The 16,749-nt window shown below is 72.2% G+C and carries 16 protein-coding genes; 8 read left to right on the top strand and 8 right to left on the bottom strand.

Going from position 1 to position 16,749, the window contains the following annotated elements; all coding sequences use genetic code 11:
* Positions 1-360 (top strand): acyl carrier protein (locus RV986_RS00005; protein WP_475915393.1); only part of this gene is annotated, 360 nt, incomplete at its 5' end.
* A 221-nt stretch (positions 361-581) separates the two neighbouring features.
* Here the strand turns inward: RV986_RS00005 and RV986_RS00010 are convergent.
* Together RV986_RS00010 and RV986_RS00015 are read right to left on the bottom strand one after the other, a co-directional pair.
* Entirely contained in the window at positions 582-1,802 is a 1,221-nt protein-coding gene (locus RV986_RS00010) for a cytochrome P450 (protein ID WP_475915394.1), read from the bottom strand.
* A 67-nt stretch (positions 1,803-1,869) separates the two neighbouring features.
* Positions 1,870-3,129, bottom strand: coding sequence for a cytochrome P450 (locus RV986_RS00015; RefSeq protein ID WP_475915395.1), 1,260 nt, complete (start codon positions 3,127-3,129; stop codon positions 1,870-1,872).
* Positions 3,130-3,451: 322 nt separating this feature from the next.
* Here RV986_RS00015 and RV986_RS00020 point away from each other — a divergent pair, with 322 nt between their 5' ends.
* The 4 genes from RV986_RS00020 to RV986_RS00035 all read left to right on the top strand — a co-directional run bounded on the left by RV986_RS00020 (position 3,452) and on the right by RV986_RS00035 (position 6,915).
* The gene (locus RV986_RS00020; RefSeq protein ID WP_475915396.1) at positions 3,452-3,649 is read left to right on the top strand and encodes a ferredoxin; all 198 of its coding nucleotides are present in this window, start codon (positions 3,452-3,454) and stop codon (positions 3,647-3,649) included.
* Between the two features lie 48 nt (positions 3,650-3,697).
* On the top strand, positions 3,698-4,945 hold the full coding sequence (locus RV986_RS00025) for an activator-dependent family glycosyltransferase (RefSeq protein WP_475915397.1): 1,248 nt from the start codon (positions 3,698-3,700) through the stop codon (positions 4,943-4,945).
* Positions 4,946-5,059: 114 nt separating this feature from the next.
* Positions 5,060-6,130 (top strand): dTDP-glucose 4,6-dehydratase, encoded by a 1,071-nt coding sequence (rfbB, locus tag RV986_RS00030; RefSeq protein WP_475915398.1) that lies wholly within the window; start codon positions 5,060-5,062, stop codon positions 6,128-6,130.
* On the top strand, positions 6,127-6,915 hold the full coding sequence (locus RV986_RS00035) for an AfsR/SARP family transcriptional regulator (RefSeq protein ID WP_475915399.1): 789 nt from the start codon (positions 6,127-6,129) through the stop codon (positions 6,913-6,915). Before rfbB ends, RV986_RS00035 begins: the two co-directional genes overlap by 4 nt.
* A 120-nt stretch (positions 6,916-7,035) precedes the next feature.
* Here the strand turns inward: RV986_RS00035 and RV986_RS00040 are convergent, their stop codons facing one another.
* On the bottom strand, positions 7,036-7,968 hold the full coding sequence (locus RV986_RS00040) for an NAD-dependent epimerase/dehydratase family protein (protein WP_475915400.1): 933 nt from the start codon (positions 7,966-7,968) through the stop codon (positions 7,036-7,038).
* Between the two features lie 248 nt (positions 7,969-8,216).
* On the opposite strand from RV986_RS00040, the gene RV986_RS00045 reads away from it, so the two are divergent.
* Both RV986_RS00045 and RV986_RS00050 read left to right on the top strand, forming a co-directional pair.
* Positions 8,217-8,822: a dTDP-4-dehydrorhamnose 3,5-epimerase family protein gene (locus RV986_RS00045; protein WP_475915401.1), complete on the top strand. Its 606-nt coding sequence runs from the start codon at positions 8,217-8,219 to the stop codon at positions 8,820-8,822.
* 86 nt (positions 8,823-8,908) lie between these two features.
* Positions 8,909-10,132: a macrolide family glycosyltransferase gene (locus RV986_RS00050; protein ID WP_475915402.1), complete on the top strand. Its 1,224-nt coding sequence runs from the start codon at positions 8,909-8,911 to the stop codon at positions 10,130-10,132.
* Positions 10,133-10,277: 145 nt separating this feature from the next.
* Here RV986_RS00050 and rfbH read toward each other — a convergent pair whose 3' ends face one another.
* Positions 10,278-11,579: a lipopolysaccharide biosynthesis protein RfbH gene (gene rfbH / locus RV986_RS00055; RefSeq protein WP_475915403.1), complete on the bottom strand. Its 1,302-nt coding sequence runs from the start codon at positions 11,577-11,579 to the stop codon at positions 10,278-10,280.
* A gap of 351 nt (positions 11,580-11,930) precedes the next feature.
* Here rfbH and RV986_RS00060 point away from each other — a divergent pair, with 351 nt between their 5' ends.
* Positions 11,931-13,295 (top strand): acyltransferase, encoded by a 1,365-nt coding sequence (locus RV986_RS00060; RefSeq protein ID WP_475915404.1) that lies wholly within the window; start codon positions 11,931-11,933, stop codon positions 13,293-13,295.
* Between the two features lie 151 nt (positions 13,296-13,446).
* Here the strand turns inward: RV986_RS00060 and metK are convergent, their stop codons facing one another.
* From metK to RV986_RS00080, 4 genes are all read right to left on the bottom strand, one after another.
* A complete protein-coding gene (gene metK / locus RV986_RS00065; RefSeq protein WP_475915405.1) occupies positions 13,447-14,670 on the bottom strand; it encodes a methionine adenosyltransferase in 1,224 nt (407 codons plus the stop codon).
* 40 nt (positions 14,671-14,710) lie between these two features.
* The gene (locus RV986_RS00070) at positions 14,711-15,418 is read right to left on the bottom strand and encodes a nucleosidase (protein ID WP_475915406.1); all 708 of its coding nucleotides are present in this window, start codon (positions 15,416-15,418) and stop codon (positions 14,711-14,713) included.
* A 48-nt stretch (positions 15,419-15,466) separates the two neighbouring features.
* Entirely contained in the window at positions 15,467-15,817 is a 351-nt protein-coding gene (locus RV986_RS00075; protein ID WP_475915407.1) for a DoxX family protein, read from the bottom strand.
* A 372-nt stretch (positions 15,818-16,189) separates the two neighbouring features.
* The gene (locus RV986_RS00080) at positions 16,190-16,711 is read right to left on the bottom strand and encodes a hypothetical protein (protein ID WP_475915408.1); all 522 of its coding nucleotides are present in this window, start codon (positions 16,709-16,711) and stop codon (positions 16,190-16,192) included.
* Positions 16,712-16,749 lie beyond the last annotated feature (38 nt).

The following is a 16,749-nucleotide window of genomic DNA, read 5'->3' on the forward strand; positions in this document are numbered from 1 at the left end:
GTTGAACTGCGCGACCGGCTGAACAGCGACACCGGCCTGCGGCTGGCGACCACGCTCGTGTTCGACCACCCCACGCCCGCCGACCTCGCCCGCCACCTGGCCGATGAGCTCTTCGGGGACGGTCAGGAGTCCGCCGCGGTGCTGCTGGCGGAGGTCGAGAACACGGTCGCGAAGATCATGCAGGGCGGGCCCGACCGTGACATCAGGACCCTCCTCAAGACGCGGCTCAGGACGCTCCTCGCGGAGGTCGAGAGCGCGGAGTTCGACCCGGAGGCGGGGGTGTCCGTGGCCGACCAGCTGGACGATGCCACGGACGAGGAGCTGTTCGACTTCATCAGCCGGCAGCTGGACCAGCCGTAACGGACAGAACCCTGCCCCTGCCCCTGTCCCTGGGCGTCGACGCCGGTTGTTCAGGCATTGGCCCAGGGTCAGGGGCAGGGGCAGAGGCAGGGGTGCGTGGTGGCGCGCAGGTCACTCGTTCCCGCGTCCTTGCACAGAGCGCTCAGCCCGCCGTCCCGGGGCCGGGGCGGACGGCCGGCGGCGGGACGACGGGCAGTGGGCGGACTGCTCCTTGCGGCGGGTCAGTTCCAGGCGACGGGCAGCCGGTCGACCCCGTAGTGCACGGCACGGTCGCGCAGCGGCACCTCGTCCGCGGGCACCGCAAGGCGCAGCTTCGGGAACCGCTCGAACAGCTTGCGCAGACCGGTCCTGAGGGTGGCGCGGGCCAGGTGCTGGCCCAGGCACTGGTGTGCGCCGAAGCCGAGCGCCAGGTGCTTGCGCGGGATACGGGTGACGTCGAGGGAGTCGGGGGCGTCGAAGACCGCGGGGTCGCGGTTGGCGGCGGGCAGCGCCAGCACGACGGTCTGCCCGGCCTTGACGGTGACGCCGCCGATCTCGACGTCCTCCAGCGCGCAGCGGCTCGACCCCAGCTGCGAGATCGTCAGATAGCGCATCAGCTCGTCGACGGCGCCCGCCTCGTACAGTTCCGGGCGGCTGCGCAGCAGGGCCAGCTGCTCGGGCTGCTCCAGCAGCGCGAACGTGCTCAGGCACAGCATGTTGGGCGTCGTGTCGAGGGAGCCGCCCAGGGTGAGGACGGAGAGGTTGACCAGCTCCTCCTCGGTGAGTTCCCCGGTGGCCGCCAGCTGTCCGAAGAAGTCGTCGCCCTGCTCCGCCAGCCGCTCGCGGACCATGGGCCGCACCGCCGCGTCCAGCGACTCGATGCAGTGGATGAACTCTTCGAGGGTGTACGTCAGTTTCATCATCGTCGCGAAGTGCTCCGAGACCTCCGCCATCAGCTCGGCGGAGACACCCATCAGGGCGCACACCGAGCGGACGCTGATGACCTCGGCGAAGTCCGTCACCAGGTCGGCCGACGAGCCCTTGGCCTCCATCTCGTCGAGGACCTGGTCGATGATGCGGGCCAGCTCGGGCTCGAAGTGCTGGATACGGCGGACGGTGAAGTGCCCGGCCAGCAGACGGCGGTACTTGGAGTGCTCGGGCGCGTCCGTCTTCGCGAACGAACCGGGCGGGGAGGGCTGCGGCGCGAACTCGGTCATCGGGAACGGCGGCGCGACCACATGGGCGAGCAGCTCGTTGCGGTGGCTGAAGCGGTTGTCGGCCAGGATCTGCCGCACCAGGTCGTGCCGGGTGACCAGCCAGCCCGTCGGGTCCTTCGGGGCGACCTGGAAGGTGAGGGGGCTGACCGGGGTCTCCTCGCGCAGCCGGGCGTACGCCGCGGGCGGGTCGAAGGGGCACTTGCCGCGGTCCGTAGGGATCACGGGTGCGTCGGGCCTGGTCTTCATGATCACTCCGTTGGTGTGCCGGCGGCGCCGTGGGTGCCGTGGGGCGAGGGCTGTTGGCTGGGGGGAGTCAGGCGCGCTTGACGACCAGGGGCAGGTTCCGCGCGCCGAAGACGTTGGTGCCGTGGTAGGTCAGCCGGGCGTCCGGGTCGACCTCGATCCGCGCGAACCGGTCGAGGAGCGCGTTCAGGGCGACCCGCCCCTCCAGACGCGCCAGCGGCGCCCCGATGCAGTAGTGGATGCCGTGGCCGAAGGCCGCCTGGCGGGCGTTGGTGCGATCCGGGCGGAGGGCGGCCGCGTCCTCGAAGACCTGCTCGTCGAGGTTGGCCGACAGCAGCCACAGGTGCACGAGCGTGTTGGGGGCGAGGCTCGTTCCGGCGAGTTCGGCGGCGGCCGTGGTGACCCGCTCGATCCGGGTGAACGGCGGACGCAGCCGCAGGGTCTCCTCGATCACGGCGGGCACCAGCGACCGGTCCTCACGGACCCGGTCGAACAGCTCCGGATCCTGGTCCAGGCACATCAGCGTGTTGCCCAGCAGCACCGAGGTGGTGATGTGCCCGGCGAGCAGCAGCAGGGTGGCGAAGCTCGCGATGTCCTCGTCGTCGAGGTGCTCGTCGTCGAGTTCCGCGCGCACCAGGGTGCCCAGCAGGTCGTCTTGCGGCTCCCTGCGCCGGTCGTCGATGAAGTTCTGCAGGTACGCCGCGATGGTGCGGCCGGTCTCCTCCATGTGCCGGACGCTCTCGGGGTCCTCCGGGTCCGTCGACAGCAGCTGGTCCGCCCAGCCCTGGAACCGGTCCCGGTCGGCCGTCGGCACGCCGAGCATCCGCGCGATGACCGTGACCGGCAGCGGGTTGGCGAGCGTGTCCACCAGGTCGAAGCGGTCGGAGTCGACCGCGTCCAGCAGTTCGGCGGTCAGGTCGGTGATCCACGGTTCGAGACCGGAGATCAGTCCCGGTGTGAAGGCGCGGCTGACCAGGCGGCGCATCTTGCCGTGCAGCGGCGGGTCCAGCAGCAGCAGGGTGCCGCGCGGAGCCTGCCGTTCACCGCCCGAGAGACGGCCCACGGTGTCGGAGGAGAAGGTCGCCGGGTCGGCGAGGACACGCTGGACGTCCGCGTGCCGGAAGACGTGCACGTTGCCCGTCCCGTCCTGCCACACCGGGCAGGTCTCCCGCATCCGCGCGGCCCAGGCGAGCAGTGTCGCCCCGCCGTCCGGCTCCACCGTCGGAGCCTTGCCGAGGCCGGGCCCCGGCGCGGCGGAGACCGGCGGATCCGCCGGATCCGCCGTCTTCCGCGACGCGTCGGGAACGTCGGGGGTCCCTTGCTCCGCCACCAGTGATTCCCCTTTCGTGCGGCCCGGCCGCGACCGCGGCCCGCGACCCACTGCCTGGGACCGGCACCCCGTCGGGGCCCGGCTGTCGCGCCACTCCAGCACGGGGCGCGCACGGCGGGCCAGAGACGGCGGCGCAGTCTAGGGATTCACCGAGTACCGCCCGCCGCAGGCCCGGGCGAAGGCACGTCGGCGGGCCGAATCTCTGGAGGAAATCCCAGACAGCGGCGGCGGGGGATCCGGGCGGGCCCGTACCCGGCCCAAGATGGGGCACGCGCCCCGGCAGCGGGGTACGCACCGTACCGCCCACGACAGAAGGCCCGTCATGGACATCGCGATCGACCACGACAAGTGCATGGGAGCGGGCCAGTGCGTGCTGATCGCGCCCGAGGTCTTCGACCAGGACGAGGAGGACGGCCGGGCCCTGCTCCTGATCGAACGCCCGGGAAGCGGCCACCACGAGGCGATCCGCGAAGCCCATGACTCCTGCCCGCTGGGTGCCATCACCCTCCGGGACGAGTGAAACGACCGCGCGGCTCGGCCGCAGACCTCCCCCGAACGAGAGGATGCCATGCGCGTTCTGTTCGCCGGCCTGTCGGAGAAGTCTCACCTGTACACCATGGTGCCGCTGGCCTGGGCCTTTGTGACGGCCGGTCATGACGTACTGATGGCCGGTTCCCCGTCGATGACCCCGGTCGTGACCGGAGCGGGCCTGGTGGCCGCCCCCGTGGGCAGCGACCACGCCCTGCACGCCGACATGGCGGACTCCCGCGACTCCCAGGACGCCGACGTCGCCAACTGGAGCCGGCTGGGCCCCGGCCAGGTCGACTGGCCCACCCTGCGTGAGCGCTACGAGATCAGCGTGCCCTGGGGCTTCGCCCGTTACAACGAGCCCGTCATGGACGACATGGTGGCCCTCGCCCGTGACTGGCGGCCCGACCTCGTCATCCGCGACCCCCTCGCCTACGCCGGAGCGGTCGCCGCACGCGCCTCGGGCGCGGCCCACGCCCGCCTGCTGTGGTCCGCCGACGTCTACGGGCAGGCGCGGCGCACCTTCGTCGAACTCGCCCGCACCGTCCCCGAGTCCGAGCGCGTCGACCCGCTCGCCGAGTGGATCGACGACCGCGCCCGCACCTACGGCGTGGCCTGCGACGAGGAACTCCTGAGCGGCCAGTTCACCATCGACACCCTGCCCCCGAGCCTGCGCCCGCCGAGCCCCCTGCACCAGCTGTCGATGCGGTACATCCCCTACAACGGCGCCGCCGTGCAGTGGGACTGGCTGCGCGAGGAGCCCAAGCTGCCCCGGGTCTGCGTCACGCTCGGCCGCACCAACACCGAGGCCTACGGCGGCGACTACGTACCCGTGGACGACATCCTGTGCGCCCTCGGCACACTCGACATCGACGTCGTCGCCGCACTCATGCCCGAACAGGCCGAACAGCTCGGAGACCTGCCCCCCAACGTGCGCGCGGTCAGCGGAATCGCCCTGAAGACCCTGCTGCCCACCTGCAGCGCCGTCATCCACCACGGCGGCTGGGGTTCCTTCGCCACCGCCCTCGTCAACGGTGTCCCGCAACTCGCCCTGTCGACGAACGTCGCCGACCAGGAACTGCGCGGACGCTCGCTGGAAAAGGCCGGCGCCGGGATCTTCGTCCACCACAGCGACGTCGACGCCGGCCAGGTCCTCGCCGACACCCGCCTGCTCCTGGAGGAGCCGGCGTTCGCGGCCGCCGCACGACGGCTGCGGGACGAGTCCGCCGCCATGCCCAGCCCCTACGCCCTGGTCGCGCACATGGAGCGCCTGCTCGCGGACCGCTGAAAGCACTCCGCACACACCGGCACACCGGCCGGACCCCTGCACCACATCGCACACACGAGGAAGGAGGACGGCGCCCACCACGACCCCGCCGGGGTATCGGGCGCCGCAATCCCGATGAGTCAGACACGCATCCTGGTGACCGGCGGTGCCGGCTTCATCGGCTCCCACTACGTCCGCACCCTCCTCGGCCCCCTCGGCCCCGACGACGTGTCGGTGACCGTGCTGGACGCCTTCACCTACGCCGCCAACCCCGCCAGCCTCGACGAGGTCCGCCACTCGCCCCGCTTCCGGCTCGTCGTCGGCGACATCTGCGACCCGGTGGTCGTCGGCCGCCTCATGGCCGAGCACGACGAGGTCGTCCACTTCGCGGCCGAGTCGCACGTCGACCGGTCGCTGTCCAGCTCCGCCGAGTTCGTCCGCACCAACGTCATGGGCACCCAGGTGCTCCTGGACGCCGCGCTGCAGCACGGCATCAGGACCTTCGTGCACGTCTCCACCGACGAGGTCTACGGATCCATAGCGTCCGGCTCCTGCTCCGAGGAGCAGTCCGTGAACCCCAACTCGCCCTACGCCGCCTCGAAGGCGTCCAGCGACCTGCTCGCGCTGGTCTACCACCGCTCCCACGGCATGGACGTCCGGGTGACCCGCTGCTCCAACAACTACGGGCACCACCAGTACCCCGAGAAGATCATCCCGCTCTTCGTCACCCGCCTCCTGGAGGGCGAGAAGGTCCCGCTGTACGGCGACGGGATGAACGTGCGCGACTGGCTGCACATCGACGACCACGTCCAGGGCATCGAACTGGTCCGCACCCAGGGCCGCCCCGGCGAGATCTACAACATCGGCGGCGGCACCGAGCTCAACAACCGCGAGCTCACCGGCCTGCTGCTGGAGGCGTGCGGCGTCTCCTGGGACCAGGTCGAGTACGTCACCGACCGCAAGGGCCACGACCGCCGCTACTCCGTCGACTGGAACAAGGCCCACACCGAGCTGGGCTACAAGCCGCAGAAGGACTTCGCCGAAGGCCTCGCCGAGACCGTCGCCTGGTACCGCGAGCACCGCGACTGGTGGGGGCTCCCGGGCCGCAGCACGCCGCCGGCCGCCGCCCGGCCCGCACAGGACATCCCCCGGCCCGTGCAGAACACCTCCCAGGCCGCGGAGGCCGCGACCGGGATCCCCGCATGATGACCTGGCGCACCCTCGGGGTGCTGGAGGTGACCCTGGACGGGCGGCCCGCGACCCCCACCGCCCCCAAGGTCCGCCAGGTGCTGGCCCTGCTGCTGGCCCGGCGCAACACCCTGGTGCCGCTGTCCACCATCGTGGCCGAACTGTGGGACCACAACCCCCCGCGCAGCGCCACGGCCACCGTCCAGACCTACGTCTACCAGCTGCGCAAGTTCCTGCAGAGCGACGGCGAGACGGCCGCCGGCACGGGACCGCTCGTCACCAGGGCCACCGGCTACATGCTGCGGGTGGCCCCCGGCGGCTGCGACGCCGAGGAGTTCGAACGGCTCACGGCCCAGGCGCGGGCGGCACTCGAGGACGGCGACGCCCGCGCGGCCACCGACCGGATCACCGCCGCACTGGCGTGGTGGGCCGGCCGGCCGTTCGCCGACGTCACCCAGGGCCCCTACCTCCAGGCGTACGCGCTGCGCCTGGAGGAGCTCCACATGCACGCCCTGGAGCTGCGCATCAGCGCGGGGCTCGGGCTCGGCCTGCACCGCGAACTCGTCGCCGAGCTCAAGGAACTGGCCAGCACCCATCCGATGCACGAGTGGTTCCAGGGCGGCCTCATCATCGCGCTCCAGCGCTGCGGCCGCCGCAGCGAGGCCCTCAACGTCTACCAGCGGCTGCGCGAGCTGCTCCGTGACGAACTGGGCCTGGACCCCTCCCCGGGGCTGCAGCAGATCCGCCAGCACGTGCTCACCGACCGCGTCAGCGCCGCCGACCTCAGCCTGCTGCCGGGCTGACCTCGCTCCTGCCGGTCCTGCCGGTCCTGCCGGTCCTGCCGGTCCTGCCGGTCCTGCCGGTCCTGCCGGTCCTGCCGGGCAGGGCCTGCGGACGCGGCCGGCCGCCGCACGCCGGGCGGCTCAGCCGCCGCTGCCCGCCGCCGCCGCGTTCCACAGGTCCCGTACGGTCTCCTCGGGGCTGCGGCGGGGCGACCAGCCGAGCAGTTCACGCGCCGCGGTGACGTCCACACGCATCCAGTCCGCGTCCGCGGCGGGCCGGACGGTACCGCCCGTGTCCTCGACCAGCCGCACCCTGCGGCCGCTCGCCGCGATCAGAAGGTCGACCATCACCCGCACATGCTGCGACGTGCCGCTGCCGATGTTCAGCACCCGGCCGCGCGCCCGCGGTGTCCGCGTCGCGGCCACGATCGCCTCGGAGGCGTCCTTGGCGTCGACGAAGTCCCGGCTGCTGCGCAGCGGGGACAACTGCACCGTGACGGGCCCGCCCGGGGCGGCCGGGGCGAGCAGCTGCTGCGCCACGCGGCCCAGCAGGCTGCTGGGCGGGGTCCCGGCGCCGATCACGTTCGACAGCCGCAGCACCACCGCGTTCGTGCGGCCCTCGCCGGCGGCCTTCAGGATCGCCTGGCTGCCGAGCAGCTTCGACTGTCCGTAGTCCGTCACCGGGAGAGTGGGGGAGTCCTCGGCGAGGTCCACCCCCGCGGGCTGCGGCGCGTACTCGTGCACGGAGCCCAGCTGCACCAGGCGCGGCTGCCAGGAGGCGGCGTCGAGCGCCGCCAGCAGCTGGTCCACCAGCAGCTGGTTGCCCTGCCGCATGACGCCCGGGGACGACGACCAGGCCACCCCGGCCGCGTTGACGACGGCCACCGGGTGCTCCGCGTCGATCAGCTCCGTCAGCGCGCCCGGCCCGTCCTTGACCAGATCCATCGGGTGAAAGCGCCACGCGGCCGGCGTCTTGGCGGCCTGCCGTGCGACGGCGAGCACCTCGTGACCGGCCGCCTGGAGGGCCGCGCCCGCGTGCCGGCCGACGAATCCGGTAGCGCCGAGGACGATCACCCGGCCGGACGGTCCGTCCGGCCGTCCGGGCTGTCCTGCCTACCGACCAGCGCCATGCCGCTCTCCTCCCGGGCCGGGTGTCCCCCACCCGTGTGTCGTCCTGGTGCGCCGCAGCACCGGGTGCCGCGGCTCCAGGCAGCCACTGTGGCACCCCGCGATCGAGACCCCCTCCAGAACGGTTCGACCCGACCGGCCCCCGTACGGCCCTTGACCGGTCCTCGAACGGCGCGCCATATCGTGCTGCCACCATGAAGGTTCGAGAGACGGCTGTGCCGGACGCTTTCCACATCACGCCGCACAAGATCGGCGACGTGCGGGGCAACTTCTACGAGTCGTTCCGCCACGACAGACTGGCCGAGGAGATCGGCCGGCCGGTGCCCGTGGCGCAGGTGAACTACTCGGTCTCCCGCAGGAGCACCCTGCGCGGGCTGCACGGCACCCTGCTGCCGCCGGGCCAGGCGAAGGTCGTCTGCGTCGTACGGGGCGCGGTCCTCGACATCGTCGTCGACCTGCGGCTCGGCTCGCCCACCTTCGGCGTGCACGAGGTGAACTGGCTGAACGCCGAGTCGGGCGACACCCTCTTCGTGGCCGAAGGACTCGTGCACGGCTTCCTCGCCCTCACCGACGACACCTGCGTCTCCTACCTGTGCTCCACGGAGTTCGTCCCCGGCACCCAGGTCGACATCGACCCCTTCGACGCCGAGCTGGACCTGCCGTGGGGCCTGTCGGAGACCCCGCTGATGTCGGCCAAGGACTCCTCCGCCGTCTCCGTGGCCGCCGCCCGGGAGAGGGGCCTGCTGCCGCGCTACGAGGACTGCCTCGCCCACTACGCGGCGCTGCGCGGCACACGCTGAGCCGCCTCCCGGGCGGGCCCGCCCCTGCCCCCGGTGCCGCCGCGAGCGCACAGCCGGGGGCCACCGCCGTACCGAAGGAACAGCCGATGCCCTACCGCACCGAAGCGCGCCCGCTGCACTGCGCCGTCCTGCCCTTCGCGGACTTCGGGCACGTCGCTCCGAGCCTCGGCGTCGCCCGCGAGCTCATCGCACGCGGCCACCGCGTGACCTACGTCGTGGACGAGCGGTTCGCCGCACTGGTCGAGGAAGCGGGCGCCCGCGCCGTCACCTACACCTCCGCGCGCGGTGACTTCTACCGTGCCGCCGACCCGAGCCCCGCCCAACTGGCCCATGACGGCTACGAGTTGCTGGTGGACACCATCCACACCGTCTTCCCCGCGGCGCTGTCCGCCCTCACCGCGGACGCCCCGGACCTCGTGCTGTACGACTTCGAGACCGTGGCCGCCGCACGGGTGACCGCCCGGCTCCTGGACGCGGTGCCGGTCCAGTTCGCCCCGAGTCACGCGGCGAACGAGGTCTTCTCCCTGCGCGCCCAGATGTGGGACCCGCAGGACCCCGTCATGCGCAAGGGCGCGGGCGTCGTCATCGAGTTCATGGGCGAACACGGCATCGGCCTGGAGGAGATGGGCCGCTACGGCGCGGAGTGGGACGAGCACAACCTCGTCTTCCTGCCCCGGGCCTTCCAGGTCGAGGGCGACACCTTCGGCGACCGCTACGCGTTCGTGGGCCCCACGGTCACCGAGGCGGACCCCGGCCTCTGGTCACCGCCGGCGGACGGCCGCCGTACCGCGCTGGTGTCGCTGGGCACCGAGTCCGGCGACCGCGGCGGCTTCTTCCGCATCTGCGCGGAGGCGTTCGACCCCGCCGCCTGGCACGTCGTCATGACGCTCGGGCGCGGCGCCGACCGCGCACAGCTGGGGCCGCTGCCGGCGCACGTCGAGGTCCACGAGTGGCTGCCCCATCCGGCCGTGCTGCCGCACGCCGACGTCCTCGTCTGCCACGCCGGCATGGGCAGCCTCATGGAGGCCCTGTACTTCGCCGTGCCCGTGGTGGCGATCCCGCGCGCCCACGAACTCGACCTCAGCGCACAGCGGCTTCAGGAGTGCGGCGTCGGCCGCGGGGTGTCCCGGGCGGGTCTCGGTGCCGGCGTCCTCGCGGACACCGTGACCGGGCTGCTGAGCGACCCCCGCACCCCCGGGAGCCTGCGGCGGATGCGTACGGCCGTCCGCGAGGCCGGCGGCGCGGCGCGGGCCGCCGACCTTCTGCAGACCTGGGCCGCGGCGCGCCCGTCGCGTCCGCTGTCCGCCTGACCGGCCGGGACGGGCGCCCCGCGCGCGCCCGTCGCGCCGCCGCAACGCAGAAGCCGTCCGTCCGCACGATCCGGTGCGGGCGGACGGACGCATGCGGCCCCACAGGGCTCAGCGGGGCCACCGGATTCGGCGGGGCCCACAGGGTTCAGTGGGGCAGGGTGACGAACTCGCTCACCGTCGCGATGCTGTGGTCGATCATCTCGTCCGTGAGACCCGGGTAGACACCGATCCAGAACGTGCGCTCGGTGGTGATGTCGCTGTTGGTCAGCGGACCGCTGACCCTGAACTCCCGCTCCGCGTAGGCCGGGTGGCGGGTGAGGTTGCCCGCGAAGAAGCGGCGGGTGGCCACCTTGCTGTACTCCAGGTGGTCGATGAGCGCGTGCGGCGCGAACGGGGCGCCCGGGCTGACGGTGATCGCGAAGCCGAACCAGCTGGGATCGCTGCCCGGCGTCGCCTGCGGCAGCATCAGGTGCGGCAGACCGTCCAGGCCCTCCCGCAGCCGCGCCCAGTTGTGGCGCCTGGCCCGGCCGAACTCCTCGATGTGCGAGAGCTGCTGCAGACCGAGCGCCGCCTGCACATCGGTCGACTTCAGGTTGTAGCCCACGTGGGAGAAGATGTACTTGTGGTCGTAGCCGGCCGGCAGCGTCCCCATCTGCTGCTCGAACCGCTTGAAGCAGCGGTTGTCCTCGCCGGGCTCGCACCAGCAGTCACGGCCCCAGTCGCGCATGGACTCCACGATCCGGGCCAGCGCCAGGTTGTCGGTGACGACCACACCGCCCTCGCCCATCGTGATGTGGTGGGCCGGGTAGAAGCTCTCGGTCGCCAGATCACCGAACGTACCGGTCTTGCGGCCCTTGTAGGTGCTGCCCAGCGCGTCGCAGTTGTCCTCGATGAGGAACAGGCCGCGGTCCTCGGCGATCTGCGCGATCTCCTCGACCGCGTACGGGTTGCCGAGCGCGTGCGCCACCATGATCGCCCGCGTCCGGGGGCCGATCGCCTGCTCGATCCGCTCCGGCGTCGGGTTGTAGGTGCCGATCTCGATGTCGGTGAAGACCGGCACGAGACCGTTCTGGATGATCGGGTTGACGGTCGTGGGGAAACCGGCCGCCACGGTGACGACCTCGTCGCCGGGCACGAGACGGCTGTCCTCCAGCTGGGGCGAGGTGAGCGCGCTGAGCGCCAGCAGGTTCGCCGACGAGCCGGAGTTCGTCAGATGCGCCTTGCGCAGACCGAAGTACTTGGCCAGCGCGCGCTCCAGCTTGCGGGAACTGGGCCCCGCCGCGATCCGCAGGTCCAGGGCCGCCTCGACCAGCGCGACACGGTCCTCCTCGTCGAGGACGGCACCGGAGGCCAGGACGGGCGTGACACCGGGGACGAACCCCGATGCCGCGCCGTTGCGGTGGTACTCGCGTACCAGGTCGAGGATCTCTTTCTTGTCATTGCCCATCGGCTGGTGGCCTCCTGTGTCTGCCGGCGGGAACGGGAGCCGTTGCCTCGGCGGCAGGAAGTGCGAGTGGGTCCCCGCGCCCGGATCTGCCGGTCGGGATGCCCAGCCCAGCATGTGGCGCACGGGTGTGCCCAGCGCTGCCGGACAAGTCTGGGGATTCACCAAAAGCACTCCCGGCCAAGGCCGCCCGGGCCCGCGCCCGGTCCGGTCCGCGCCGCCCGGGCCCCGGCGGTGACCTCGCGCCGTGCCGTCCCGGAAGCCGGTCCTCTAGGGATTTCCTCGTCTTGCACACGCAACGCTGGGAGTGTCCGCGCAACTGCCCCGTGCCGTCGGCCGATGTGAGTGAGACACATGAACCTCCGCTCAGCTTCCCCCCGCACCTCCCGTCACACCGTCACCGTGCGGGCCGGCGGGGCGACCGGTGAGCGGGTCCGGCTGGGTGTCTACGACCTCATGACCGGAACGTTCTCGACCCTGCGCACCTTCTACTACCGGCAGGACCTGGACGCCGCGGCCCTCCGGGCGTCCCTCGCCGCGACCCTGGCGCACTATCCGCTGCTGACCGGACGGCTGGTGCGGGACGCCGACCGCGGGCTCAGCGTGGTCTGCAACGACGCGGGCGTCCCGTTCACCGAGAGCCACAGCGACCTGCCGATGCCCGAGTACGGACCCGACCGGTCGGCCAAGCCGGACCTGTCCTCCTACATCCACCAGGTCAACCCCTTTTGGATCGTCGGGCACGACACGCCGCTGCTGACCGTGCGGATCACCCACATGCGGGGCGGCGGTTCGGTCCTCGGTGTCGCGATCAACCACAGCGTCGTCGACGGCTCGGGCTATCTCGACTTCCTCCGGCACTGGTCCGGCGTCCACCACGGCCTTCAGCACCGCGCGGCACCCTACACACGCGCCCTCCTGGACGGTGTGGGCCTCGGCGCCGCACCCGGGGCCGAGGCCCACAGCAGCCAGTACGTCCTGGTGCCCGGACGGCAGAAGTTCGGCTTCATCTGGCGCGTCAACGCCCGCTCGCGCCACGTGCGCACCCTCACCCTGCGCTTCGCCGCCGACGAGGTGCGCGCACTCAAGGAGCACGCCCTCGCCGGGCTCGCCGGCCGGGGTCTGCGGATCTCCACCGGTGACGCGCTGAGCGCCCACCTGTGGAAGGTGCTCGCCGAACTGCGGGCGCGGCCCGACCACAGCATCGAACGGCTCGGGATGGTCGTGGGCCTGCGCTCCGTACTGCGCGAGAGGCTCCCCGAGGGGTACTGGGGCAACGCCGTCACGAACGTCACCCCGGCGCTGCCGGCGGGAGACCTGCGCGGCGCTCCCCTCCCGGAGACCGTCGCGGCCGTGCGCGAGGCCCTCAGCAGCGTCACCGTGGACCGTGTGCGCGACGAGGTCGCCTTCCTGGAGGCCCAGCGCCGCGCCCGCCGCGCCGACCGGGTCCTGAGCCGCATGGGCCTGGACGCCTTCGAGGGGACCGTCGCGCTGAACAACGTCAGCCGGCTGCCCGTCTACGAGATCGACCTCGGCGCGGGCCGGCCGTTCTGGTTCGAATACCCCGCCAGCACCGTCCCGTGGACACTCCTGGTCACTCCCACGCCCGTGCCCGACGGCAGCCGCGACGTGCACTTCAGCGTCCCGCGCGAGATCGCGCAGGCGCTCGGCACACCGGAGTGGACCAAACGCCTGCACGCGTACGCGCCCCAGGGCTGACTCCCTTCCACGGCCGCCCGGCCCCCGCGGCCGCGCCCGACCGCACCACCGAGGCCCGGCACCCCCCCAGGGGATGCCGGGCCTCTCGTACGCGGGGCCGGAACCCGCAGACAGACGCAGACAGACGCAGACAGACGCAGACAGGCAGGGCCTAGAGGCCGACGGCCGCGCGCAGGGCGTCGACGCGGTCGGTGCGCTCCCAGGTGAAGTCCTCCCCCTTGCGGCCGAAGTGGCCGTAGGCGGCGGTCTGGGCGTAGATCGGGCGCAGCAGGTCGAGGTCGCGGATGATGGCCGCCGGGCGCAGGTCGAAGACCTCGGTGATGGCGCTCTCGATCTTCTCGGCGTCGACCGTGGCGGTGCCGAAGGTCTCCACGAACAGGCCGACCGGCTGGGCCTTGCCGATGGCGTAGGCGACCTGGACCTCGCAGCGGGTGGCGAGACCTGCGGCGACGACGTTCTTGGCGACCCAGCGCATCGCGTACGCCGCCGAACGGTCGACCTTGGAGGGGTCTTTGCCGGAGAAGGCGCCGCCGCCGTGACGGGCCATGCCGCCGTACGTGTCGATGATGATCTTGCGGCCGGTCAGGCCCGCGTCGCCCATCGGGCCGCCGATCTCGAAGCGGCCGGTCGGGTTGACCAGCAGGCGGTAGCCCTCGGTCTCCAGCTTGATGCCGTCGTCCAGGAGGGCCCTGAGCTCCGGCTCCACCACGAACTCGCGGATGTCGGGGGCCAGCAGGGAGTTCAGGTCGATGTCCGAGGCGTGCTGGGAGGAGACGACCACCGTGTCCAGGCGGACCGCCTGGTCGCCGTCGTACTCGATGGTGACCTGCGTCTTGCCGTCGGGCCGCAGGTAGGGAACCGTCCCGTTCTTGCGGACCTTCGACAGCCGGTGGGACAGCCGGTGCGCCAGCGAGATCGGCAGCGGCATCAACTCCGGTGTCTCGTCCGTCGCGTAACCGAACATCAGGCCCTGGTCACCGGCGCCCTGCTGGTCCAGGTCGTCGCCCTTGCCGTCCGCGGCGGCGTTCTGGCCGCGGTTCTCGTACGCCGAGTCGACACCCTGGGCGATGTCCGGGGACTGCGAGCCGATCGACACCGACACGCCGCACGACAGGCCGTCGAAGCCCTTCACGGAGGAGTCGTAGCCGATCTCCAGGATCTTGTTGCGGACGAGCTGGGCGATCGGCACGTAGGCCTTGGTGGTGACCTCGCCGGCCACGTGCACCAGGCCGGTCGTGATCAGCGTCTCCACGGCGACCCGGGACGTCGGGTCCTCGGCCAGCAGCGCGTCGAGAATGGTGTCGCTGATCTGGTCAGCGATCTTGTCGGGGTGGCCCTCGGTCACGGACTCCGAGGTGAACAGGCGATGAGACACAGCGCTCCCTGTGGATGCGGCGGCTGCCGGCGGTGAGGCCCTACGAGGCCTGGGGCGCGGGCAGCGGGTGGACGGTGGAAGGGACGGAGGTACGCGGGCGGGCCGCGGACGCCCGCGCACGCAGGGGTGCGCGATGCGGGGCGACGTGGTCCTCGACCCAGGCGGCGAGGACCACGGCGGCGTGGTCCACGGCCTCGGGCCAGGTGGTGCGGGCGCTCTCGTCGGCCTGGTCGCTCACGAACTTGACGAGCCGTACGGGAACACCGAAGTGCCGTGCCACGGCCGCGACGGCGTAGCCCTCCATGTCGACGAGGTCGGCCTCGCGGGCGAGCCGCTCACGGACGGCCGAGTCCGTGACGAAGGTGTCCCCGGTCGCCAGGGTCGGGCCGCCGCCCGCGGCCACGGTGAGGGGAGCGCCGTAGACACGGCCGCTGATCCGGTGCAGGAGGGCCGTGTCGAGATCGTGCTGGAGGACCCGGGAGACCTCGTGGACACCCAGCAGGTTCTCCTTCAGCGCCCCGGCCGTGCCCAGGTTGACGATCTCGCAGGGCAGCTCGCCCCGGGACAGGGTGAGGGCGAGGGCCGCCGTCGCGTTGACCTTCCCCATCCCGGTGATCAGGACGGGCAGGCGGCCGTCCAGGCGGGCCGCCTCCTCCTCCACGGCCGCCACGAGCAGCGGACGGTCGGACCGGATCTCGCCGGTGAGACGCAGGGGGGAGCCGGGGTCGGTGACCGGGGCAGTGGACACGGCGCTTCCTGTCTTTCGCAGTTCTTCCGCAGTTCTTTCGCAGTCGTCTCAGGCGGTGCCGGCCGCGAGAAGTCCCGCGATCACGGCGGCCACCAGCAGGGCCGCCGGAGCCGGCGTCCCCTTGTAGTCCCCGGCGCGCCCGTGGAAGACCAGCGCTCCGGCGAAATACAGCACCACACCCCCCGCGGCCGCGATGCCCAGCGGGCGGAAGGCGAAGCCCGCGCACAGACCGACGGCTCCGGCGATCTCCAGCAGGGCCAGCCGGGGCAGCCAGCCGTCCGGCACACCGACCGCGCGCAGACCGGCGACCGTCCCTTCCCGCCGGGCGAGTTTGGCCCAGGCCGAGCCGAGCAGGCCGAGCGACAGGACGACGGTGAGGCTGAGGTAGTTGCCGGTCATGACACTCCAGTGCGGGGATGTGTTCGGGGAGCGTTCCTCCAGGCGGCCCCGGCGCACACCGCGTGCGGGCGGGGGAGGACGGCGCCGGCCGGCACGCCGCCCGGGACGGCACGGCGCACGGGACCCGGCGAGGCCCGGTACATGTGCTCCGGCGTTCCATGCTCGCCCCCGCCGGACCGGGAGTTCACTAGAGTTTCCGTACGTCCTTGCCGCCGCCGTCCGGCAGTCCGCGGGCCCCGTCACGGTGAACCCTGCGGCACGGTGAGCCCCGCGGCGGGTACGCGAAGGCGCCACCGCTCCCGTGGGGCCGGCGGGGGACCGGTCACCGGGACGTCGTTGTCCACGGTGACCGGACGCATCATGTCCGCCGGGTCAGCCGACCGGGCGTTCGGTGTCGAAGTCGTCGAGGTAGGCCCGCTTCGCGGCGGTGTCCCGCGCCGAGCGCAGATAGCGTGACCAGGCACGGCGCTCGTGCCCGGTCACATCGAGCTCGACGACGTCCTGGGTGGCGAGCTGGAGGCCGGGCTCCTGCTCGTAGGGACGGAAGCCGTCACCACCGGTGCGGGCGTAGATCGCCTGGACCAGCTCGTTGCGGTCCCGCCAGACGCAGACCTGCATGAAGTAGTTGTCGCCGCAGCGGTGCAGCAGCACATAGCCGAACTCGCGTCCGAACACCAGCCGTTCGGCCGCCTCCTCGGCGCGCAGGAACGCCCGCGCCTCGTCGCTCACCCCGGGCGTCGCGTCCTGCTGCGCACCGCGGATGTCGTACCACTTCAGATAGGCGCCCGGCAGGACCAGATGCCCTCCGGGGTGGCTGCGGTGCAGCGTGTGCGACCAGTCGGCGTACTCGGCGTATCCGGCGAGGTCGCCGAGGTCCTGCGCCACTGTCGGCACAGCGGCCTCCGTTTCTGCGGGTGCGTGTATGCGGGGTG

The sequence above is a fragment of the Streptomyces sp. RLA012 genome, assembly GCF_056270325.1.